Source organism: Paraburkholderia terrae (assembly GCF_002902925.1).
Lineage (GTDB): Bacteria > Pseudomonadota > Gammaproteobacteria > Burkholderiales > Burkholderiaceae > Paraburkholderia > Paraburkholderia terrae.
Genome location: NZ_CP026113.1, coordinates 1 through 22,182, shown reverse-complemented (window position 1 = coordinate 22,182; position 22,182 = coordinate 1). Strand labels below are relative to the sequence as shown.

At 61.7% G+C, this 22,182-nt stretch carries 23 protein-coding genes and 1 riboswitch; of the genes, 16 read left to right on the top strand and 7 right to left on the bottom strand.

Features of this window, described 5'->3' with window-relative positions; all coding sequences use genetic code 11:
• The first annotated feature begins 45 nt into the window (after positions 1 to 45).
• The 4 genes from C2L65_RS29860 to C2L65_RS29845 all read left to right on the top strand — a co-directional run bounded on the left by C2L65_RS29860 (position 46) and on the right by C2L65_RS29845 (position 2,035).
• Positions 46 to 390 carry a cupin domain-containing protein gene (locus C2L65_RS29860; RefSeq protein WP_042310590.1) on the top strand — a complete coding sequence of 115 codons (345 nt, stop codon included), beginning with the start codon at positions 46 to 48 and terminating at the stop codon, positions 388 to 390.
• A gap of 118 nt (positions 391 to 508) precedes the next feature.
• Positions 509 to 1,243, top strand: coding sequence for a glycine zipper 2TM domain-containing protein (locus tag C2L65_RS29855; protein WP_042310588.1), 735 nt, complete (start codon positions 509 to 511; stop codon positions 1,241 to 1,243).
• Between the two features lie 128 nt (positions 1,244 to 1,371).
• A complete protein-coding gene (locus C2L65_RS29850) occupies positions 1,372 to 1,662 on the top strand; it encodes a hypothetical protein (protein ID WP_042310712.1) in 291 nt (96 codons plus the stop codon).
• 97 nt (positions 1,663 to 1,759) lie between these two features.
• Entirely contained in the window at positions 1,760 to 2,035 is a 276-nt protein-coding gene (locus C2L65_RS29845; RefSeq protein WP_042310586.1) for a hypothetical protein, read from the top strand.
• 10 nt (positions 2,036 to 2,045) lie between these two features.
• Here the strand turns inward: C2L65_RS29845 and C2L65_RS29840 are convergent, their stop codons facing one another.
• The gene (locus tag C2L65_RS29840; protein ID WP_167450363.1) at positions 2,046 to 2,978 is read right to left on the bottom strand and encodes an alpha/beta fold hydrolase; all 933 of its coding nucleotides are present in this window, start codon (positions 2,976 to 2,978) and stop codon (positions 2,046 to 2,048) included.
• Between the two features lie 177 nt (positions 2,979 to 3,155).
• Here C2L65_RS29840 and C2L65_RS29835 point away from each other — a divergent pair, with 177 nt between their 5' ends.
• The 8 genes from C2L65_RS29835 (at position 3,156) to C2L65_RS29795 (ending at position 11,363) form a co-directional block, all read left to right on the top strand.
• The gene (locus C2L65_RS29835; RefSeq protein WP_042310583.1) at positions 3,156 to 5,153 is read left to right on the top strand and encodes a sigma-54-dependent Fis family transcriptional regulator; all 1,998 of its coding nucleotides are present in this window, start codon (positions 3,156 to 3,158) and stop codon (positions 5,151 to 5,153) included.
• A gap of 181 nt (positions 5,154 to 5,334) precedes the next feature.
• A complete protein-coding gene (gene pqqA, locus C2L65_RS29830; protein ID WP_006410019.1) occupies positions 5,335 to 5,409 on the top strand; it encodes a pyrroloquinoline quinone precursor peptide PqqA in 75 nt (24 codons plus the stop codon).
• Positions 5,410 to 5,520: 111 nt separating this feature from the next.
• Positions 5,521 to 5,802 (top strand): pyrroloquinoline quinone biosynthesis peptide chaperone PqqD, encoded by a 282-nt coding sequence (gene pqqD / locus C2L65_RS29825; RefSeq protein ID WP_042310581.1) that lies wholly within the window; start codon positions 5,521 to 5,523, stop codon positions 5,800 to 5,802.
• Between the two features lie 39 nt (positions 5,803 to 5,841).
• On the top strand, positions 5,842 to 6,033 hold the full coding sequence (locus tag C2L65_RS29820) for a hypothetical protein (protein WP_042310579.1): 192 nt from the start codon (positions 5,842 to 5,844) through the stop codon (positions 6,031 to 6,033).
• Positions 6,034 to 6,615: 582 nt separating this feature from the next.
• Positions 6,616 to 8,343 carry a methanol/ethanol family PQQ-dependent dehydrogenase gene (locus C2L65_RS29810; protein WP_042310575.1) on the top strand — a complete coding sequence of 576 codons (1,728 nt, stop codon included), beginning with the start codon at positions 6,616 to 6,618 and terminating at the stop codon, positions 8,341 to 8,343.
• Positions 8,344 to 8,362: 19 nt separating this feature from the next.
• Positions 8,363 to 9,598: a c-type cytochrome gene (locus tag C2L65_RS29805; RefSeq protein ID WP_042310573.1), complete on the top strand. Its 1,236-nt coding sequence runs from the start codon at positions 8,363 to 8,365 to the stop codon at positions 9,596 to 9,598.
• 293 nt (positions 9,599 to 9,891) lie between these two features.
• Positions 9,892 to 10,770: a hypothetical protein gene (locus C2L65_RS29800; protein WP_042310571.1), complete on the top strand. Its 879-nt coding sequence runs from the start codon at positions 9,892 to 9,894 to the stop codon at positions 10,768 to 10,770.
• Between the two features lie 152 nt (positions 10,771 to 10,922).
• Positions 10,923 to 11,363 carry a zinc-finger-containing protein gene (locus tag C2L65_RS29795; RefSeq protein ID WP_042310570.1) on the top strand — a complete coding sequence of 147 codons (441 nt, stop codon included), beginning with the start codon at positions 10,923 to 10,925 and terminating at the stop codon, positions 11,361 to 11,363.
• Positions 11,364 to 11,387: 24 nt separating this feature from the next.
• Here the strand turns inward: C2L65_RS29795 and C2L65_RS29790 are convergent, their stop codons facing one another.
• Positions 11,388 to 12,071: a DNA-3-methyladenine glycosylase I gene (locus C2L65_RS29790; protein WP_042310709.1), complete on the bottom strand. Its 684-nt coding sequence runs from the start codon at positions 12,069 to 12,071 to the stop codon at positions 11,388 to 11,390.
• Positions 12,072 to 12,374: 303 nt separating this feature from the next.
• On the opposite strand from C2L65_RS29790, the gene msrB reads away from it, so the two are divergent.
• Positions 12,375 to 12,827: a peptide-methionine (R)-S-oxide reductase MsrB gene (msrB, locus tag C2L65_RS29785; RefSeq protein ID WP_042310568.1), complete on the top strand. Its 453-nt coding sequence runs from the start codon at positions 12,375 to 12,377 to the stop codon at positions 12,825 to 12,827.
• 29 nt (positions 12,828 to 12,856) lie between these two features.
• On the opposite strand, the gene C2L65_RS29780 is transcribed toward msrB, so the two are convergent.
• The gene (locus C2L65_RS29780; protein WP_042310566.1) at positions 12,857 to 13,360 is read right to left on the bottom strand and encodes an MOSC domain-containing protein; all 504 of its coding nucleotides are present in this window, start codon (positions 13,358 to 13,360) and stop codon (positions 12,857 to 12,859) included.
• 114 nt (positions 13,361 to 13,474) lie between these two features.
• On the opposite strand from C2L65_RS29780, the gene C2L65_RS29775 reads away from it, so the two are divergent.
• Complete coding sequence (locus tag C2L65_RS29775) at positions 13,475 to 13,795, top strand: hypothetical protein (RefSeq protein WP_007580336.1); 321 nt, start codon at positions 13,475 to 13,477, stop codon at positions 13,793 to 13,795.
• Between the two features lie 22 nt (positions 13,796 to 13,817).
• On the opposite strand, the gene C2L65_RS29770 is transcribed toward C2L65_RS29775, so the two are convergent.
• Positions 13,818 to 15,098, bottom strand: coding sequence for a DUF445 domain-containing protein (locus C2L65_RS29770; RefSeq protein ID WP_042310565.1), 1,281 nt, complete (start codon positions 15,096 to 15,098; stop codon positions 13,818 to 13,820).
• A 219-nt stretch (positions 15,099 to 15,317) separates the two neighbouring features.
• Positions 15,318 to 15,421, top strand: a riboswitch (SAM-I-IV-variant riboswitch).
• A 28-nt stretch (positions 15,422 to 15,449) separates the two neighbouring features.
• Between C2L65_RS29770 and C2L65_RS29765 the strand changes: the two genes are divergently transcribed.
• Positions 15,450 to 15,878, top strand: a complete 429-nt coding sequence (locus C2L65_RS29765; protein ID WP_042310563.1) for a DUF3293 domain-containing protein — start codon at positions 15,450 to 15,452, stop codon at positions 15,876 to 15,878.
• 618 nt (positions 15,879 to 16,496) lie between these two features.
• Positions 16,497 to 17,084, top strand: a complete 588-nt coding sequence (locus C2L65_RS46430; protein WP_208647224.1) for a hypothetical protein — start codon at positions 16,497 to 16,499, stop codon at positions 17,082 to 17,084.
• Between the two features lie 1,579 nt (positions 17,085 to 18,663).
• Here C2L65_RS46430 and C2L65_RS29755 read toward each other — a convergent pair.
• The 3 genes from C2L65_RS29755 to C2L65_RS29745 form a co-directional block, all read right to left on the bottom strand.
• A complete protein-coding gene (locus tag C2L65_RS29755) occupies positions 18,664 to 19,629 on the bottom strand; it encodes a ParB/RepB/Spo0J family partition protein (protein WP_042315079.1) in 966 nt (321 codons plus the stop codon).
• Between the two features lie 12 nt (positions 19,630 to 19,641).
• Positions 19,642 to 20,490: a ParA family protein gene (locus tag C2L65_RS29750; protein ID WP_229516818.1), complete on the bottom strand. Its 849-nt coding sequence runs from the start codon at positions 20,488 to 20,490 to the stop codon at positions 19,642 to 19,644.
• Positions 20,491 to 20,877: 387 nt separating this feature from the next.
• Entirely contained in the window at positions 20,878 to 22,182 is a 1,305-nt protein-coding gene (locus C2L65_RS29745) for a replication initiation protein (RefSeq protein ID WP_042315080.1), read from the bottom strand.

Below are 22,182 nucleotides of genomic sequence, written 5' to 3'. Positions count from 1 at the left end.
AATCTCGCGTCAGGAAATCCCTAACGAAAACGAACGGGAGATGAGATGAACCAGCAACCTACCGCGCCGCGCTTTTCATCCGTCGATGCGCAAGCGCTGCCGTGGACGCCGTCGGCGTGTGCGAACGGCGTTCAGATCAAGAATCTCGGCAAGGCCAATGGACGCGCAATGCAGCTCGTTCGCTTCGAAGCGGGAACGGTGTTCCCGATGCACCTGCATACGGGACCGGAGTTCATCTACATGCTCGAAGGCGAGGCCATTCAGAACGGCCAGCGTCTGTTGCCGGGATGGGTGGGCATCGCAGAAGCGGGAACGGTCGACGATCGCTTCAGAAGCGATACGGGTTGCGTGTTTCTGTTGATCTACGATCTCGCGCAGCGCTTTTGCTAAGCGCGCATATCGCATCGAAACACTCGCTACAAATGCTTACAAAGCCGTTTCAGTAATACGTACACCGCGCCCGGTCGAGCGGCGTTATTGCAGGCACACACCAACCGTGGAGCCTACGATGAGCGCCAACGTCACGAACAGCATTGCGCAACGCAGCCGTATCCATCCCTTGATCGCGGGCGCGGCTGTGTCCGTGATACTCGCTAGCGTCACCGGCGTTGCAGCGATGACGGGCATTCTGCCCGTATCGCACGCGACGACCCCGGCCAACGAGCAGGTCGCGCCCGCCGTGGCGCAAGCGGCGAGCGCGCCGCTCGCCGCTACCCAGCAAACGGGCGTGGTGCAGCAAACGAATGCTGCGCAACCGGTCGCGCAGCCCGTCGCGCAGCAAGCAGAGACCGAGGCTCCCAAGCCCGTTCATCACACGCGCAAGCCGCGTGTCGCACCGGCTCCGCAATACGCGAACGGTGACTACTCGCAAGCGTCCGCGCAACCGGCAGGCACACGGCAAGTCGCCGCAGATCCCTATGCGGGCGAAGTGGTGGCTGTCAACGCCGTGCAATCGCCCGAGCCGACGACGGGTCTCGGCGCAGTCGGCGGCGCGGTCGCGGGTGGCCTGATCGGCAATCAGTTCGGCGGCGGGCGCGGGCGCATTCTCGCTACTGTGGTGGGCGCTGTCGGCGGTGGTGTCGCGGGTAACGGCATCGAGCACGCCGTGCGCAAGCAGACGAGCTACCAGGTGCAGGTCCGCATGCAGGACGGCACCTATCGCAACTTCACTTACCCGACGCAGCCGCAGGTGCAGGTTGGACAACGCGTGCATGTATCGGGCGATTCGCTCACGGCTTCCTGATCGCGCGGTTACCTCGCGTTACACACGCAACAGGGTGGAAGCAACATGAGAACGACTGCATTTCTACAATGCGCGTCACTCGCCATCAAATGGCATCCATCTGCGGACGCCCTGAACGGAGCAACACGTTGAAACACCTGACACTCATCTGCGCGGCCGGACTCTTCAGCGCATGCGCGTCCACGGCGGCACTCGCTCACGTCGATGTCGGCGTGACGTTCGGTGTGCCGGCGCCGATCTATGTCGAGCCGGCGCCTGCCGTCGTCTACGCACCGCCGCCGCCCGCCGTCTACGCGCCAGCGCCCGTCTACTACGGCGAGGGCTACGGGTACGGATACGGCTATCGCGACGATCGGAGGTGGCACGATCACGGCCACCATCGCGGCTGGCATCGTCATCACGACGATGACGACGATTAAGACACCGTGACTCAACGCCAATTCAAATAAAGCATTGCCATGCGACCAGGCGCCGTGGTAGAAGCACGGCGCAGAGTTATGTCGACAGGAGCATGCGTTGAAAAGAACCGCCGATAACAGGCTACAGGTGGTTGCAGTACGAGTGGAACCGGCGATCGAACGGAGACTGAGGCTATTGGCCGAAGTCACTGGACGCCGGCAATCGTTTTTTCTGCAGCAGATGATCGAGAGCGGCATCGCCGCGATGGAAGAGACGTGGCTGCCGGCCGCCGTCCTCGCGCAAGTCCGCGATGGCACGCTGCCGTCGCGGGAACCGGAGCGCGTTCCCGAGCCAGATCTTTTCGGCGATCTGTTCGCCGATCAAGGCAGTTGACGCGATCGCGCTAACGAGTGCCGAACGCTTCGCGGATTGCTGCAACGAGTGCTTCCGCGAGACGCGGGTCCGACGCCAGATGACCCGCGTCGACAAACCTGCCATGTACCCCGGGAACGGCGCGCATCAAGCGAAGCAGATTGTCGGGCGGACAAACGGGATCGCGAGATCCATGCACCGCACGCACCGCCACACCCGATGCGACCGCGAGCTTCGCCAGCGCGATCAGACGACGTTCGCCGAGCCAGCAACCATGCGCGAGGTAGCGCGCTTGAATGCGGTACTTCGCTGTCGTCGCTTCATCGTGCTTCGATGACGTTCGCTTGTGAGCCGCAGTCTGCTTGTGCATCAATACCGCGTTTTCATATGCGCGCCACGCGGCAGCGACGGCATCGGCATGTTCGCGTGTTTGCGATCGCATCGACCGCATGCAGGCCGATGGCAGCGACGACGCCCGCTCGCAACGCGTTGCTCGCATCAACGCTCGCCACTCGCGCGGCGCACGAAAGCGCGACGTCACGAACAGGCGACGCACTTCGCGTTCCGACGTGAGAAAGAGTCCACGCAACACGACGCCGCTAACGGATGCGGGATACGTTCCCGCGTATGCCAGCGCAAGCGCCGCGCCCCACGATCCGCCGACAACGCCCCAACGTGCGATGCCCAGTTGCGTGCGAATCGCTTCGAGATCGCGGATCAGGCGCTGCGTGTCGTTATGGCGAAGGCTGCCACGCGGCGTCGACGCACCCGTGCCTCGCTGGTCCACCATCACGACGCGAACGCGCGTGAGATCGAACAGACGCAACGCGCCAGGCTGACTTCCGCTTCCCGGCCCGCCATGCAGCACGACGACAGGCACGCCGTGTGGATCGCCATGCACGATATAGGCGATTGCGTGACCATCGCGAGTGATCGTTCGATGCATCGTGTCGTGTGAACTCATATGCGTTCCCGGCGACGAACGCGTGTTCAGAAGAATGAATCTTCGCATGCCCGATTCCCGTAGACCGCTTCGCCCGCAACACATCCTTTCGTCTGGCTAACAGCAAGGAATGGCGCGCGTCTTGCTTTTAACTCCCGCGATGCCTGCACGACGACAGGCACGATACAGGAGGAGACGATGCGCGACGATGCGAAGACAACCGGATCACTGACAGGCCGAGAGAGCGGCTGGCTCACCCCGTCGATCCAGAAAGCGCACGAGAGGTCGGAAACGTTCGGGCTAAGTGCGGCCATGCGTCCCGACTACGATGTGCTGACGCACGGCGAATTGCGCATGAAGCTCGAACAGAATCTCGTGCTGTGCGCGCACGCCACGCCCGTGATGGAAACGCTGCGCGAGCAGATCGCGAACACGCAAAGCATGATCGTGCTCACCGACGCGCAAGGGCTGATTCTTCATTCGATCGGCGACGACGATTTTCTGCAGCGCGCCGAGAAAGTCGCGCTCATGGCGGGCGCCAACTGGGCCGAGGAACGGCAAGGCACGAATGCGATCGGCACGGCCATCGCCGAGCGCACGGCCACCGTCGTACACGGCGATCAGCACTATCTCGCCGCTAACCGCTTCCTGACCTGTTCCAGCGTGCCGATTCTCGATCCGTACGGCGATCTGGTCGGCGTGCTCGACGTGACGGGCGACCATCGCGGCTACCATCAGCACACGATGGCGCTCGCGAAGATGTCCGTGCAGATGATCGAAAACCATCTGTTCGCGAACACCTTCCGCAACACGCTGCAAATCGCGTTTCATGGCCGGCCCGAATTTCTGGGTACGTTGATGGAAGGCATCATGGCCTTCACGTGCGACGGGCGCTTTCTGTCCGCGAATCGCAGCGCGCAGTTCCAGGTCGGGCTGCCGCTCGCGGCGATGCGCGCGCATACGCTGTCTTCTCTGTTCGGGCTGACCACGCCGCAGCTGATCGACCGCCTGCGCGCGAGCCAGGGCCATCACATTACGCTCGATCTGAGCAACGGCACGGTCGTGTGCGCGAACGTCGAGTTTCGCCGCCCGACGCTCGGCAGCGAGACTTCATGGCCCGCCGACGCTGCCGCCAACGCGCGGCCCGCCGCTGCGCGCGCGCCGCTAACCAAAGCCGCCTTGCCCGCCAACGCGCCGTCGCGGCTCGACTCGCTCGACACAGGCGATCCGCAGATTTGCGCCGTCGTCGCGAAGGTGCGCAAGGTACTCGGCAAGGACATCCCCATCCTGATCACGGGCGAGACGGGCACCGGCAAGGAACTGCTCGCGCAGGCCATTCACAACGATTCACCGCGCCGCGCGGGCCCATTCGTCGCGGTCAATTGCGCGTCGATACCCGAGAACCTGATCGAGTCGGAGCTGTTCGGCTACGAAGACGGCGCATTTACGGGCGCGCGGCGCAAAGGCGCGATCGGCAAACTGCTGCAGGCCAACGGCGGCACGCTGTTTCTCGACGAGATCGGCGACATGCCGTATCCGTTGCAAGTGCGTCTGCTACGCGTGCTGCAGGAACGCGTCGTCGATCCCCTCGGCTCCAGCAAGTCGATTCCCGTCGACATCGCGATCATCTGCGCGACGCACCGCAATCTGCGCGAAATGATCGTGCAGAACCGGTTCCGAGAGGACCTGTATTACCGTTTGAACGGTCTTGTTGTCAAACTGCCGCCCTTGCGCGAACGCACCGATCTCGCCATCGTCATCGAGCGGATGCTGCAATCGGTGCCGCCCGACGAAATGGAAGGCGCGCCGCTCAGCGTCGCGGACGACGTGAAGACGCTGTTCGAGCAATGCGCATGGCCGGGCAATTTCCGGCAACTCGGCAATCTGCTGCGCACGGCAGCCGCGATGGTCGACGACGACGGGCAAATCCGCCGCGAGCATCTGCCCGACGATTTCTTCGACGATCTGCGCAGCAGTTCAGCACTGGCGGCGCGCGCGGCAGACTATCCCTTGCCGTTGCACGACGCGCGCATGCAGGACGTGCAAGCCTCCGCGATTGCGGCGGCTGTCGCGCGGCATAACGGGAACGTGTCAGCGGCGGCGCGCGCACTCGGCATTTCGCGCAACACCGTCTATCGCAAGATGCCTTCCCTGTGTGCCGCCGATCCGCGGGACAGCGGCGCGAGCGAGAACTAGCACGGTCGTCCGCTGTTGCAGGCTGTTGATTTTTGCAACACCTGTGCTCCGAATGTGGACAGCGTGTTCACTGAGAATCTCTCGCACATCGCGCGAACGCCCTTCGGCATGGAGCTTGCGTTCAACAGCCCCGACCGCAGTTCAACCGCGGTTCTTCGTCAAACCCACCAAGGAGACAGCCATGCAATGGACTACGCCCGCCTACACGGATCTGCGTTTCGGCTTTGAGATCACGATGTATATCGCCAACCGCTGACGTTGCGCCGATGCGCCGCCGCGCGTCGCGTGCGGCGCTTCGACTGCCTGCTCGAACGCCTCAGCCCGCTTCGTGACAGGCGCCCGACGCCATTGAACAAGACCTGACGCCATGATGCCGATGCCTGCGAACACCGGTGCGAGCGAGCGCCCTAGGCTACGTGATCTTTTCCGACTCCAATGGGAGCCAGTCCAGGACGCGTATGTCCTGCTGTATCCGGAAGGCCTGGTGAAACTCAATCCGAGTGCAGGCGAAATTCTCTCGCGCTGCGATGGCACGCGCGATCTCGATGACATCATCGGCGAGCTCGAAGCGCTCTTCAATGCGACCGGTCTCGCGAAAGATGTGTATCAGTTCATCGATCATGCGCGGCAACGCGGCTGGCTCGATTGACATGCGCGCGCAACCACGGATGAACCTGAGGGCAGCCTCATGTCCGACCTGATGATGTTTCTGATCGTCGGTGGAGCGCTTGGCGTGCTGGCGTTGCTATCCGTCGCCATGTGGATACTGATTCTGCACAAGTCGCACACGGAATGGCGGCTTGCCGCCGACAACTACCGCTTCACGTCGTCGGCCTGGAACGAGACATCCGCGGATACCCCATCACAATCGGCGCGCTAGCGGGCGGAAATACACGCCACATGCCGTCGCAATGTCGAAAGAAGTGAATCGCGACATCGCCTTCGGGACGATGCACGTGGACACGCACATGACAGCGCCTTCCGCTGCTGTCGCATTTGAATCTGGCAAAGCTGACTCTGGACGGCGGCATATGCGCCAGCCATCGCTCGACCATCGCACGCAAACTGTTCATGACATTGCACCCGCTGTTTGACGATACGACGCAGCGGCACGATACGTCGCGGCCGCTCATCGTCGCCATGCAGCGTGCGAGAAGCGTGCCATTGCGCATGCGGCACTCATCGTGAACACCAGGCACACGACACACGTGTGCTGTCACATACGGCAACAGGTGAGTTGTCCCTTGCTCCACGATGCAACACGTCGCGTGACGCTTCCTGATGCGTGATAACAAGACGCTCACGGGCTTCGATACGCCCCGCGCGCCAGTTAGCAAGGATAGCCAATCAATGGCATGCGACTTGCCTTTACGACCGCGCAGCCGCCATGCAAGCCAACGATGCCTTGCTGACAGGCGTCGCACGATAACTCACCCACAACGATGTTGGATAGGAGACAACGATGAAGACAAGTCAGGCTTCGGCCACACGGCTCGCGATGCTCGTCGCGGGCGTGGTGGCGGCAATCAGTCTGAGGCCCGCAACGGTAGCCGCCGCGGCCGACTATCCCGCCGTGACCTACGAGCGGCTCTCGTCGGCGCAAAGCGATCCAGGCTGGCTCACGTACTACCGCACGTATAACGGCCAGGCGCATTCGCCGCTCAAGCAGATCGACACGTCGAACGTGAAGAACCTGAAGCAGACGTGGGCCTACAAGTTTCCCGCGGAGCTTCAACAAGGCTTCGAAGCGACGCCCATCATCAACGGCCGCTACCTGTTCGTGACGACGCCCAAGGACAACGTCTATGCATTCGATGCCGCCACCGGCAAGCAGTTGTGGAAGTACGAACCGAAGCTCGGCGCGGAAGCGTTCAAGAACGCGTGTTGCGACGTCGTGAACCGTGGCGTCGCGCTGTATGGCAAGAACGTGTATGTCGCGATGCTCAATGGAGAAGTGGCCGCGCTCGATGCGCAAACGGGCGCGCTGGTGTGGAAGAAGTCGATGTTCGAGCCGGCCACCGGCTATGCATTCTCGCTCGCGCCGCTGGCGCTCGACGGCTCGATCGTGGTGGGCAGCTCGGGCGGTGAGTATGGCGCGCGCGGATTCATCGCGGCGCTCGATCCCGAGAACGGCAACGTGCAATGGAAGCGCTACACCGTGCCCGGCGCAAAGGAGCCGGGCGGCAACACGTGGCCGGACGGCACGCAAGAGCATGGCGGCGCGCCCGCATGGCTGACGGGCACGTTCGATCCCAGCAGCAAGACGCTCTATTGGGGCGTCGGCAATCCAGGGCCGTGGCTCGCTGATCTTCGCCCGGGCGACAACCTCTATTCGGACTCGCTGCTCGCGCTCGATCCGAAAACGGGCAACCTCAAATGGCACTACCAGTACACGCGTCACGACACGTGGGATTACGACGGCGTCAACACACCCGTGCTCGCCAACATCAACTACGAAGGCAAGGACTATGACGCGATCATCCATGCCGACCGCAACGGTTACTTCCATGCAATCGATCGCAGCAACGGCAAGCTGATCTATGCGCGCCCGTTCGTGAAGGCGACTTCCGTCACGGGCTACACCGCCGACGGCAAACCCGTCCAGGACGAATCGAAGTATCCGAAAACGGGTACGACGATCGAAACCTGCCCGAGCTTCCTCGGCGGCAAGAACTGGTGGTCGGTTTCCTACGACGCGGACAAGCACATCGCGGTCATCCCGACGTTGCATGCGTGCATGTCGCTGTCCGGCAAGTCGGTGACGTACATGGAGGGCTTGCCGTACCTCGGCGAAAGCTTCGAGATCAAGCCCGAGCCGGGCAGCAAGGGATACGGCGAGTTGCAGGCCATCGACGTGAATACAGGCAAGAAGCTCTGGAGCCACTGGAGCAAGCTGCCGTGGAACGGCGGCGTGGCCACCACGGCGAGCGGCCTCGCGTTCAGCGGCTCGCTCGATGGGCATCTCTACGCGTTCGACGTCACGAGCGGCAAGGTGCTGTGGCAAAGCCCGAAACTCGCGAGCGGCATCATTGCGCAGCCGTCCGTGTTCGAGATCGACGGCAAGGAGTATGTCGCGGTGCTGGCGGGCTATGGCGGCGCCAATCCGATCTGGGGCGGCCCGATGGCCAAGGCCGCCGACAAGGTGCCGCGCGGCGGAACGCTGTACGTGTTCGCGCTCAACCACTCGTGATCTTTCCGGACGTCCAGACATGAACCATTCTCTCAATCGTATTCCGGCAGCGAGCGTGCTCGCTGTCTGTCTCGCGCTCACGTCGATTCATTCGATGGCGGCTGTGAAGGTTTGCACGTTTCCCGGCAGTCCGTCTGCGGCGCTGGACGAAGCCGTTGCGCGCGATGCGTTTGCGCAGGCAGGCATCGCCGCGACGATCGTCAGGCACGGCATCGGCGAAGGCGACGACGACGGCGTCTCGCTTGGTGAGCTCGACAAGACGCTCGCACGCGACTGCGACGTGATCGCGGGCTTTCCGCGCTCGAATGTGGCCGATGCTTCCAGCAGCAAGCTGCAGTTCTCGCACGGCTACCTGCGCGCGGGCTATGTGAACATCGAAGCGCCCGACGCCAATCCGCAAGGCGCGGCGAAGAACACGGTCGCGGCGACCTATGCGAGTCCCGCGCAACTGATCGCCGTGCAGCAGCCGGGCGTCACGCTCGATCTGGAGAACACGTCGGCATTGACTGTCGAAGCGGTGGCGAAAGGACAGGCGCAGCGTGCGATCGTCTGGTATCCGGCTGTCGTCGCGTATCGGCTTGCACATCCGCAACGGCGCTTCACTGTCTCCGCCGCGCGCTCGCCCTATGCGGACTGGCAACTCGTGTTCGCATTCGGGCCACGCACGGTGGCGCTGCGCGAGCGGATCGATGCGGCGCTCGACAAGATGTCGGGCGGTGGTCGGCTCGCTGGCTTGACGCACGACTGGGCGATGCCCGCGCATACGCTCGACGCTACCGCGCGCGACGACAATGCGCGCTTTCGCGACGGTCCTTCGGCATCACACGCAGTCGCGCAACGTGCGCTGCTGGCGTCGGCGAATGCCGACAGCGCGGGCGGCTTCGTGAAGATCGCCGCCGACGCGGCGGGTGGAACGCCCGCGTTCGATCAGGCGCAAGCGACACACGGCAAGATGCTCTATTCGGCCGCGTGCGCAAAATGCCACGGCGCGCAGTTGCAGGGCGTGACGGCGCCCGCGCTGCAAGGGCCGGCGTTCGCGCCGGCATCGAATGCGCATCTGACGATTGGCGGCGTGTTCACGTACATGTCGACGAACATGCCCGCTGACAAACCAGGCAAGATGAAGGATCAGGATTACGCGGACATCATGGCATTCCTGCTCTATTCGAATGGTTATCGGGCGAGCGGCGCGAAGATGACGGCCGACAATGCGCGCGCCCTGGCGACGCCACTCAATGCCGGAGCTGGAAAGTGAAGCTTTTGTGATCGCTTGACTCGAATGCGTGGGCGGCCGGGACTTTGACGATCTTCGTCGTAACGTATCCCGCCCACGCTCAGCGCCACGAACATTACGCAACCGCTTCTTAACATCGCGACTTCATTGCATCGACGATGCGTATGTTGGTGGCACATACGCCGACTATTTGCATCAGTGTACGCAGGGATGTCCTAACATCATATTGAGTCGGCGCCGCGTAGCGACAAGTCGCATTTTCCGTTTTCCGTCAATCACGACAGGCGCAATCGATTCGCAACCCTGTCATCCCGATGAGACGGTCTGCTTTTTTCCTCGCGCCGATCGCTGCGTTGACGGCCGCGACGCTGGTCAGCGCGGCGATCCGCCACGACCTGGATTCCGCCCCGCAGCCTGTCGCGCCTGGCTCGATCGCGGGCGCGGCGGAATACGGACAGCGCGACCTCGTTCAGCTCTTGCGCAACCACGGCATCGATCCAGATTCGACCAAGGCGCACATCATCCTCGCGTGGGTGGAGAAGATCCAGCATGACCCCGTCATCGCGTCGGACACTCACGGTGGCGCGCGGCACGTCGGGCAAATCTTTCTCGACTCCAGAGCACGCGAAGAATTCATGTCGAACGGTCTTGTGCATCTCTCGCCTTCCGACCGTCTTCAATACGTGAAGCTGTTGACCAAGTTCCTCGATGAGCTGGTGCCCGTCAACTGCTTCGGTCTCGACGATATGCGCGCGGTGATGAACCGCGTCTCGCTGCGTGACATGCCGGATGCGGACGTCGATCAGTATTTCGGCCTGCTCTACAAGGTACTGGTCAACGATGCGTCGAATGCGCCCTTGCCCGCGCCGACGCCGCAGCAGTACGCGGCGGCCGAGCGTCAACTCACGCGGACACTGATCGCCGAACTGCGCGGCGACCAGGTGAATATCGAGCGCTTCACGTTCTATGCGTCCAACCCGACGCTCGCGACACCGTCCGATGTGTGCTGGACGACGAGAGTGACCTTGCACGCGATCATCGCGATGCCGGAGCCCGAGCGCGATGTCGTGCTGCTTCGGACGATGGCGCCGCACAAGCGACAAGACGCGTCGCCGCCAGGGCGCCTCGGCACACCAGCGACAGCGTTTCCGCCGCCGGCATCGTCGGCGCCCGACGGTGCCCGCGCGCCGTAGCGAAGGGACGGTTGCTCGCCGCTAGCTCAAACACCGATGACACAGCACGCACGCGTTGCCTCTCGTGCGGAAAGCGGTCATTTGGTATCTTTGGGAAAGCCACCCACTGTCGAGCGCTGTATGAAGCAACTGAAACCGGCCGAGGCGCAGCGATGCGCGTAGGCAAACCCGTCAAGGCGCTGCCGCAGCCGCTGTGCGATTACTGCGGCGCGAAAGCCGTGCTCGCGCGCGCGGGCGAAGAGAGCTATCCGTATCGCGACGATCACGGTCCCGTCTGGGTCTGCACGCCATGTCAGGCGTGGATCGGCATTCATGCGCGCAGCACGCGGAATGTGCCGCTCGGACGCCTCGCCGACGCCGCGCTGCGCGACGCGAAAAGCCGCTTGCACGACGCGCTCGAACCGCTCGTCGCCGGCAAGGTGCGGCGCGACGGTGTCAATGCTTTCGAAGCGCGCTCGAAAGCAATCCGCTGGGTTGCGACCGAGCTGGGTTTCGATCCGCTGCCCAATTCGATTCACATGCTTTCGCCCGATCAGTGCGAACAGGCGCTGCGCTATGTCGAGGCGTTCATGGCTGCGCGGCGAAGTAGCTGAAGCCGCCGCGCGTCGGCGCGTCGGTCACTCGCGCGGCCACACGCCCGACGTGCCACGGCGATGACTATCGACGAGATGCGTATCGACGATGCCCGTCGCTTCCATCAGCGCATGCATTGTCGTCGGTCCGACGAATACAAAGCCGCGCTTGCGCAACGCCTTGCTCAACGCAAGGGATTCCGCCGATGTGGTCGGAATCTCGGCGATCGTGCGCGGCGCGGGTGTCGTGTGCGGCTGGAACGACCAGATCAGCGCGGCGAGGCCGCCCTCTTCGCGCAAACGGATCGTTGCGGCGGCGTTCGCGATCGTCGCAAGAATCTTTGCGCGGTTGCGAACGATGCGCTCATCGTTCATCAGGCGTTCGATGTCCTTCTCGTCGAACGTTGCGACCACGTCCGGATCGAAGTTGGCGAACGCCTCGCGAAACGCGTCGCGCTTGCGCAAGATGGTCGCCCACGATAGCCCCGACTGAAACGCCTCCAGGCTCAAGCGTTCGAAGAGGCCCCGCTCGTCGCGCACGGGCATGCCCCATTCGGTGTCGTAGTAATCCTTGAGCAGCGGATCGACGGATGCCCACGGCGGACGGGCCAGACCATCGGCACCGATGATCGCGTCGAGCGGTTGCGGCTTCTTCGGACGCGCCGCTTTCTTTGCAGCGGCGTGCGCCTTTTTTGCGGCGGGCTTCGTGGTGGAAGTTGTTTTCTTCATCGTCGGTGCCCATATAGGGCGGTGGTTCGGCGGCATGGTTCCTGAAGCGCGCCTATTGTCGTCTTGCTCGCTGGCCATTCGCAAGCATCCGCGAATGATTCAGCAAATGTATCAATCGCAGCGCACACGCGAGTGGCACGCCTGGCGCGCGCAATGCAAGCCGCGGGACATTTGCGTATGCTTGTGCGTATCCACAGTGCCCATATATACGAGTGCCCGTCACCGGCAACGCTGGAAAGCGGGCCGTCAGACTCGTGTGGCGAGCGTCAGCGCTGGCCGCGCCTATCAAGGAGAGATTCACACATGCCCGCGTACGAAAAAACACCTGAAGCAGTGGCCCGACTCACCGCCGAACAGCGTCGCGTGACGCAGGAAAGCGGGACGGAACGCCCCTTCTACAACGAGTTCTGGGACAGCAAGGAAGCCGGCTTGTATGTCGACGTGGTTTCCGGCGAGCCGCTTTTCACGTCGATGGACAAATTCGACAGCGGTTGCGGCTGGCCGAGCTTCACGAAACCGCTGGAAGACGAGCACGTCGTCGAACTGCGCGACATGAGCCACGGCATGATCCGAACCGAAGTGCGCTCGAAACATGGCGACAGTCACCTTGGTCACGTGTTTCCGGACGGACCGCGCGAAACGGGCGGACTGCGTTATTGCATCAACTCGGCGTCGCTGCGCTTCATTCCTGTCTCGCGGCTGGAAGATGAAGGTTACGGGCAGTACCGGAATCTCTTCGAAGTCGCGAAGAAGTAAGCCATGCTGCACGACGTGCGTCGAACGCGCTAGTCCACCACGGGCAGCGCTTCGATCACGTCGCCGATCCCGATCGTGCCGCCTTTCACGACGCGCGCCGTAATGCCGCCGAAGCCGCGCACGGCGTTGTATCCGCCCACGCCCAGCACTTCTTCCATACGCGAACACGGGTGACATTCGCCCGTCGTTTGCAGCACGGCGCCGCCGATCCGAAATTGCCGGTCTTTCAACGCCATCAGATTGATGCCTTGCGTCACGATGTTGCGGCGCACGTCGATTGCGGCAACGTCGCTGCGTCCCAGATGACTGGCGATGCTGCGCAGGCTTTCAGCCTGAATCAGCGTTACCTGACGCGCGCCGGCGCGGCTCGCGTAGTGATCGCCGACAAGCCCCGCGTCGGCGTCGATCTGCGCCGTCTCGACCACCGACATCGCGACTTTTCGCCGCGTCCGCAAGCCGATCCAGACGATCTTGCCGGGATGGATCGGACCGCTGAGCAGTCGGGCGAGCGGCGACGAAGGGTTGAGCGGCATGGGCGTCCTGCGGGTGCGCGTGGCGTTGAAATGAGCGGGTGGGCGAGAGCGCGAGGCTGGGTGGCGGCGGCGCCCGTCTTTATACTATCGCCCATCTGACAACAGGAACCGGAAATGAAACGAGCAGTAGCCGCGGCGGCGCTCGCCGTCTGCCTCGCGCAACCGTCGGCGCCAACGTTCGCGCAGACGGTCGCCGACCAGTGCTTCGCGATCGGCGATATCGCGGGCCAGGTGGCGTCCTGGCGCCGTCACAAGAAAACGAAGCAGCAGGCTTTGACGCAGGCGCAGACGTACTACAAGGATGCATCGGATCGTCAGGCGGTTACGGCTGTCATCGACAGGATTTACAGCGGCGAGGCCATGACGCCGGACCAGGCGAGCATGCTTTTCACGCAGGAATGCGCCCAGCAGAAAAAGCCGACGGCCACGCAATAAGCGTGTCCGTGTTCGTGCCGCGTTACCAGAGGTGTAGCCGCACGAGCGCGAAAATCTGCGAGCTTCCATAAAGCAGCAGGCCGATGCATCCGCCGACCAGCGTTCCGTTGATGCGGATGTATTGCAGGTCTTTGCCGATGTTCAATTCGATCTGCCGCGACATGTCGCGCGAATCCCAGTTCTTGACCGTGTCGCTGATGTGGCGCGTCAGATAGCCTGCAAAATCCGGCGCCATCGCGCGCGCCGCTTCTTCCATATGATCGTTCAACGAGCGGCGCAGCGATTCGTCACGCGCCAGTTCGCGTCCGACCCATTGCCCCATCGCGGCCACCTTCGCGTGCAGCACGGAATCGTCGCGCTCGAGGTCGCGCCGCAACCAGTCGCGCAACTGGCTCCACAGATCTTTCACGTATAGCGCGAGGTTCTCGCTTTCTTTCACGTAACGCTTGATCTCTTCACCCTTCTGCAAAAATGCAGGATCGGACTTCAGCTTGACGATGAGACGCGCAGCCGCTTCGTCGAACTTGTGGCGCAGCTTGTGATCGGGGTCCTCGCTCACGCGGAGCAGCATGTTGTTCACGGTGTCCGCGACGACGTTCGCGCCGCTCTCGCCGAGCCATTCGGACGGCATGAGCTTCTGGAGCGTCGGGTATTCGCGTTTGAGCCAGTCGACGATCTGCTCGGCAATGAACGCGCGGACGCCCGGTTCGCGCAGCAACGCCATCAGATGCTCGATGCCTTCGTCGAGCAATTGCTGGTGACGGCCGTCGCGCGTCAGCGTGTCGAGGATCGCGCCCGTCGCTTTCGACAGGTCGATCTTGTCGAGCATCGCGTCCAGCGCATCCTTGATGAAGGTCTGGATGCGCGTATCGTCCAGCAATTCGAGAATGCCGCTCGTCAGCTTGACCACGTAGCCGCCGAGGCGCTGCGTATTCTCTTCGACACACAGCCAGTTCGTGATGCTTTGCGCGGGATCGTGCTTGCGGATCAGGCCGACTATCGACGAATCGTCGAGAAACTTCTCGCGCACGAACAGCGCGAGGTTATCGGCGATCTTGTCCTTGTTCTGCGGGATGATCGCGGTGTGCGCGGCGACGCCGGGAATCGGCACGCGGCGGAACAGCGCGACGACGGCGAACCAGTCGGCGAGCGCGCCGACCATCGCGGCTTCTGCAACCGCCTTGATACCGTCGATCCACAGGCTGCGTTGCATGAAGGCCGTCGCGATGAAAATGCCGGTGGCGACCAGCAGCAGGAGCGTCGCGCGACGCTTGGCTCGTTTGAGTTCGACTTCCTTGTTCATTGAGTAGGTTCGTTCGATTCGTTCGATTCGCGTTCGGGATGCACGGGGTGTTCCTGCGATGCGTTTGGCTCGCGTGCGGTCAGTCGCGCCGTGAGTCGCACCACGCTCGGTTCATGCGAACGATACGGGTGCGATTTTCGGCGAGCAACCGGTTGTCGTGCAGGTGTGCAGAAGCGGAGTCTGCCTCCTTGACGCTGAATTGGCCACCATGCTTTACTGCCGATTCATCTTGAATTGGGTCGACGCCCATGCCAACCTGCCCTCCCCGGCAAGGTGGATCGCGAAAGCGGATGTGGCTCAGCAGAGCAACCAAAGGGTGACGCGTCGACCCTCCCGCAGCTGGAGGGTTTTTTGTTTTCCGAATCACACATTCCCCGCGCGACGATCCAGGCTTATCTGGAGACGCACTATCGGGTTCACGGTTCCACGCCGGCCTTGCTGAAGATCGGCGAGGGTAATGCGTCGCTAGCTGCGATTCACCGTTTGAACGGCGTGGAGAGCAGCGCGTTTGTGACGGCGTGCAATCCTTTCAGCGAACCGCTCGATGATGCAGCGAATGCTGAGAGGCAGAAGACGCTTGCTGTCGAACTGATGCAGCGTGGGTTGACGTTTATCGAGGGCGTCGGCCAGCACCCTTCCAATGATTGGACCGGTGAAGCTAGTTTTCTTGTGCTGGGGGTGTCGGTTGAAGAGGCTAAGGCGCTTGGCGTGCGGTTTGGGCAGAACGCGATCGTTTGGGCTGGAAGCGATGCGGTGCCTCAGTTGATGCTGTTGCGGTAACGCTTGGGCGCGGCTTTTTCGGGTTTTTACGGCTGGTTGCTGGTCGAGCGGGCTTCCGCTGTATTGAATACGACAGACTACGTAGCGGATGATACGGATTGATCGTTTTCGCTTAGAAAATCAACGAAACCGGTGTTTGGCGCGAAATATCTCGCTTGAAGCATGTAGAAGCGTGGAACATTCGGCGAATGATCAGCTAACTCATTGCATTATAAAGGTTTCTTGGCCTGCGTGGTTTTCTTAAGGTTGTTTCACGGTTTCGGCCGCAAGTCTTTGCTGGGAAATACTTTTTGCGCGTAGCGGCGAATTTGGGGCCGTTTGGGGGCTGTAGGCGGGTTTGGGCGTTGGTCTGCTGGTCTGCGCATCTTCTGGCAGTCGCGGGCGCCTGTGGGGCGCATTCTGTGGTGGAGACGGGCTGGTTGCTTTGGGGTTGTCCATGTTTGGGTCGCTGCGAATAATAAATCAGTAAAGCTTATTAATTTTGAGATAGGGCCGCGCCGTACGGTTGGTGACGCCCCCCCGAAGCTGGGCTTGCGGGCAGGCTGCGCTGTGTCTGCAATCCGGCGCTAGTGTGTCTCGGATGGTCTTCTTGGTGGGCAGAGGACGGCGAGCGCTTTGGTGCCCCTGCCCTCTCCGGCCCCCGGCTCGCTGTCGCTGTCGCTGTCGCTGTCGCTGTCGCTGTCGCTGTCGCTGTCGCTGTCGCTGTCGCTGTCGCTGTCGCTGTCGCTGTCGCTGTCGCTGTCGCTGTCGCTGTCGCTGTCGCTGTCGCTGTCGCTGTCGCTGTCGCTGTCGCTGTCGCTGTCGCTGTCGCTGTCGCTGTCGCTGTCGCTGTCGCTGTCGCTGTCGCTGTCGCTGTCGCTGTCGCTGTCGCTGTCGCTGTCGCTGTCGCTGTCGCTGTCGCTGTCGCTGTCGCTGTCGCTGTCGCTGTCGCTGTCGCTGTCGCTGTCGCTGTCGCTGTCGCTGTCGCTGTCGCTGTCGCTGTCGCTGTCGCTGTCGCTGTCGCTGTCGCTGTCGCTGTCGCTGTCGCTGTCGCTGTCGCTGTCGCTGTCGCTGTCGCTGTCGCTGTCGCTGTCGCTGTCGCTGTCGCTGTCGCTGTCGCTGTCGCTGTCGCTGCGACATGTGCAGCGCGAGAGCCTAGTTCGCTCCGGAGGTCTGACTGCGGGCGTTACCGCAAGTCATCTTGCCGCCGCCATGGAAATTCCTTGACCTGGGCCGATCATGGAAACTGGGCCCTCGTCGCAAGCTCTGCGTTAACTCGATCACCGTCCCATGTCGTCCGCAAGCGCACTCACCACATGTCCATCAGTCCCCTGTTGGCGACGTAGTGGTAGGTCGACGAAAGTGCCTTCGGTCGCCGCACGACAGCGGTCATTGATGTGACATGTGACAAACGAAGAGGCGAAGTATCACGGGGAGCCCACGCCGTCAGTTCACATAAGACAGCGCGGCTGACGTGTTCGACGCGCTCCGGCGCACGGTCCGGCATAACGTATCGGAGACGATTAACGGTCGTCTACGTGGCAGTTGGACTGGTAGCGCATGGTCCCCTCCTGAGGTGAGGTGTCGCGCGCCGGGTCTAGATGGAGAAGTTCGATCGCTGACAATCCCCCAGAATCGGAGAGCGCAATTCTCGATCGATCGCGATTGGCCTACGTTGGCGTCTCATCTACACAGTCTGCCCCGCGGATATCTCGCGCGGCGAAGTGCATTGGCAGTCGACCTTCACGGCGACCCACGCGCAATCGAATAGCAAACACGAGCCATCTTTCGCTCGAAGAGCTTCCAGCATCTGACGCGCTCGATGCGCTCTGAACACGACAACTCTCCCCGGCGCGTCAGCGGACCTACTTGGGAACCGGTCGAAGTCCAATTGTCATTGTCGCGGTCGCGCTCGTGAGGCAGCTATTTACAGTAAATACCTCCGGGGCGCGCGACGGCTAGCGCATTCACCTTCTCAACTGGCGCAGGCTATTTACGGTAAATAGCCCGTCGTCCGCCCAACTACCATTCACGTCCGACTTTCAAGCGAGGCAAATCCCCGTACATTTTCCTCAATGCATAACGAAAGGAGATGACACCCTCTCCACACACGCGGCCATATGCACCGCCTTATTTACCGTAAATAACCCCACACTCTCCCAAACCTCTACGAAGAATTCCACCGTGAAGCCCCAAGCCAACGCGGCAGCAAGCACGCCGGCCGTACTCACCGCAACGCAGTGAGCACGCGACGTGACGGGCCCGATCAAGGAAAATCCCCCACAAGTGCCGCGCGAAGAATCGCCGGAACCTGAAGCACCACGCGCGAGCAAGGCCACGCCGAAGCACACCAGCCGGCAGAAGCGCCGTGCTGGCCAAAATCGGAGAGAGTGAGGAAAAGGCCGGCCGAGCTTCCGAGAAGAGAAGCGGTGTCACCAGAACAAACGCTTCAAGGGAAAGGCGTTCAACTACCGAAACACAAACAAACCACATCAAGCCGGCGACCCACCTCGCACACGCCGTCACAGGACCGATCAAGAAACTCCCACTCACAAGCGCCGCGAAGAATCGCCGTCCCGTGAAGCCCCGCCAACAAGCAACGCCACGTCAAAGTACGCCAGCCGACGGAAACGCCGTGCTGGACAAAATCGCGGAGAGTGAGGAAGAGACCGGTCGAACGACCGCGAAGAGAAGCGGCGTCACCAAAAACAAACGCCGCAAGGGGAAGGGATTCAACTACCGAAACACAAACAAACCACATCAGGCCGGGTGCCAACGCCTATCAGCGAGGCACCCCGCTAAAACCTTAATCAGCCGACGACTGCACGTCCTCAAGGAACCCAGTAATCAACTGCCGCAACTCTTCGACGCGATCTTGCGGCACACCGCTAGCACGCAGACGAATCACCAGCAGTTCACCCTTTCGCTCGATCCCAACCTCCTCTTCCTTCCGAGCGGGAGCCGCAGGACGAGCCGCCGCCAGCAATGCAGAAAGCACCTCAGGCGCGGTCCGCGACGAATCCTCGACAAGCTCTACCGCCCGCTGCACGATCTCATCGGCTGCCTTCTTGAGTGCGACCGACAACTTCCGCGCAGCCTGAAACTGGATATCGTGCGGCGACGGAAACGCACCAACCACCTCGGCCGGAAGCTCAGCCACCAGAAGCGCGCTGGAAATATTCCCCTGCGACAGACCACACGCCTTCGCCATCGCGTTCTGCGACGGCCACAGCTTGTCGTCGAGCGCTCGCTTGTACCAGACGCCCTGTTCCCACGGACTCAGGTTCTTCCGCGCGCGGTTCTCCTGATCCATCTGAACAAACTGGCCTTGCTCAGTGATCTCGCCATCGACGATCGCGTTCACCGGCAAATCGAGTTCCAGACACGCACGATGCCGGCGATGCCCGAACACAATCTCGTATCCTTCACCGTCGCTCGAAGGACGTACCTTGATCGGTTGCGTATTGCCGCCCGCCTCCGCGATCAGCGACTTGAGTTCGGTAAAACTCTCATCGCCGAAATCCTGGCGGTTCGCCCATTTCGACGCCTGGATCGTCTTCGGATCGAGCGCACGAATCGCAACGGCACCGTCGTACTCTTTGAGTTGCGCTTCAAGTTGCGAGACGCGATCAGAGCTCTCCCGCATCGCGCTGCGAAACGCCAGCATCTGCCCCGGCGCAGTTCGCGGTGATGCATTCCGCCCCGCCTCCTGGGACGGGGCAGGAACCATCAAGTCCCCCGTCTTTTTCGCAAGTCTGTCCTTGATCGACATTTACTCCTCCCTTTATTCTGACTTCGCCCAGAAGGCCACAATGGATTGCTCGACGATTTCCGTCACACGGTCATAGGCTTCGCGCGCCCGTCGGTACGTCTTCGCGTTGCCGTCGTATCGGGAGATGTCGTACACGGTGCCGAACTCAGCCGAGCTTGCGGCCGTCACCGCGGTCTTCGGAATTTCGACGGGCAGAACCTTCTCCGCATACGTCGCCGATATCCATTCCCGCACGACGCCCGCCGCTGCATCCGCAGGGTCCACCCGCGAAAGCAGCACGTGGATGAACTCGAACGATTTGTCCGTGTTCGTTTCTGCCGTGAGGTTCGACGCGAGATCACTAAAGAGCGTCCAGAATTGCGCCGAGCTGGCAAAGTCGAGTGCATTCGGCGGCGTTGGGACGATCAAGCCGTCGGCGGCCATGAACGCGTTGACGGTGCCGTAGCTCAGCGCCGGCGGCGTGTCGATGATGATCACGTCATAGTTGCTGCGCGCCTGCTCGAGGCTCGTGTTCAACACGTTCCAGAATTCGAAGTCCGGTTCCTTCATCTGCCGGCTCGGCAAGATGAATTCGACGTTGAAGAGCGACGACGACGCGGGCACGAGATCGATGCCATCCCAATAGGTCTCGCGGATCGCGTATTCGATGCTCGTTTGATCGCCCGTCGCCAGAGCCGTGATCGTCGAATCTTCCTCGACTTCGGTATCGGGAAGAATGCCGAACAACGTGGTCAGCGAACCCTGCGGATCGGTGTCGATCACGAGCACGCGATGACCGCGCAGGCTCAAGCCCTGCGCGAGCGTCATCGCCGTCGTCGTCTTACTAACGCCGCCCTTGAAGTTACCGATGGCGACTGTCATGGCCGGCGCCTTCGCCGGCCGCAGCGCGTTGCCGCGGTACGCGCGTACCCATTCGCGGGCTTCCACCAAGGAGAATTCGCGCCGCGAGCCCGTTGCATTGACGGTGCCCGGAGGAAGGTCCCCCTTCGACGTGCGATAAGTGATTTGACTCTTGTCGACTTCACACAGCGCAGCGAGCTGTGAAGCGTTGAAAACGGGGGGGTTTTTGCGTGCGTTCGGGGCCAGCATACGACCCCGAACCTGCGAGACGATGTCAGTCGCGCGAGCGGCCTGATCGACGATATCTTGAATAGTGATGTTCATTAGCTGATCCGCGAAAGACGATGCAGTCAGCTTATATCAGATGGCTCGACAGAAAGCCATCCATTCAACGGAAAATCGCTATTTTTATGAATTCCGTTGCAACGAAACTTCCTGGTGATTCTCAGAAAGCCAACCGTCGAACTTTGTCGCGTCGAATTCCGGACGCACGCGGTTTCTCAGCCACGACGCGAAATTCACCCGCCCCACAGAGCCGGAAAACAGCCCCGGGCTATCCGGGCGGAACTCACGCGCATACTTCGCTCCGTCTCCTTCGACGAACTGTCGGGCAAACGCGCGCTTCTCATCCTGCGTCAGCGCCTTGACGGCCGAGGCGCACTGGAGGCGATCGAAGTCGATCCGCAATTCCTGCATGCGAGCATCGAGCGTGCGCGTGCGCGCTGCCGCCGCCTGCTTCTGAGCCTTTTCGCGCTTTTCTTTTTCGTATTCCGGCTCAGAAACATCTGCCTTATTTTCTATCAGCGTGCGAATAAAGCCGGCTGTAGAACGCTTGATCTGACCTTTACGGTCTTTCTCCTCCGCCAACTGAACGACCAGACGGGCCCGCTCCTCATCCTCGATGACGAAACTGAGCGCCAGCTTGTCGCCAATCCCGTGAGCCCGAAGCTTCCGATAGATTTCGCTGTCACGGACATGTGCGAATTCGTCCTCTGTCTCAGGAGTAAGAAGCGACTGCTGCGCGCCTTGCCGGATAAGAAACTTCACCCCAGTCACTGACCGGCCGAGGCGCTGATATTCGACGTCGACGTTAATGTCTGAGACGTCGTTGATCTCCTTCACGGCCTTCTGAATCACCTTGCTGTTCAGGCGGCGAAAATCGTCGTAATACTCCTGGGTCGCACCCAGCAGTTTGCGAAGGACGGGTAGTTCGATCCAACCGGTTGAGCCAACCTTCTGAAAACGCAGGCAGTTTTCGTAAAGCGTCAACGCATGCGACTTCGAAAATTTGCGCTGCACGCCGAGATTGACGGTCGCGTAAATCGACGGATCGTAAAGCTTTTCCGCCAGTGCCTCGTCGTAGCGATACGAGCAGACGCCAGCGCGAATCTCCGCAAACGACAGAATCGGCATGACGCTCCACCGTTCCCGGCCGTCGTCCATGACGTTGAACTCGACGGCCGTGGTGGCAAGCTGCCTGAGTGCTTCTCGAAGCTTTTCGGTGTTTTCGCTTTCGGTCCAGCCGAGCACGAGCATGAGCGTCCGCACCGGTAGACGGTGGGTTCTCGTGTTCAGAAGGTTGTCGTATGAATGCAGTAGCAGCACGTTAGACAGCTTCCGCTCCAGCAGCGAAAGTTCGCCGCTCGTGTGGATGGCCGCCACGTGCTTTTTGACGCTTTCAGTACGAACCTCAGTCGGCGAAGATCTGGGCAT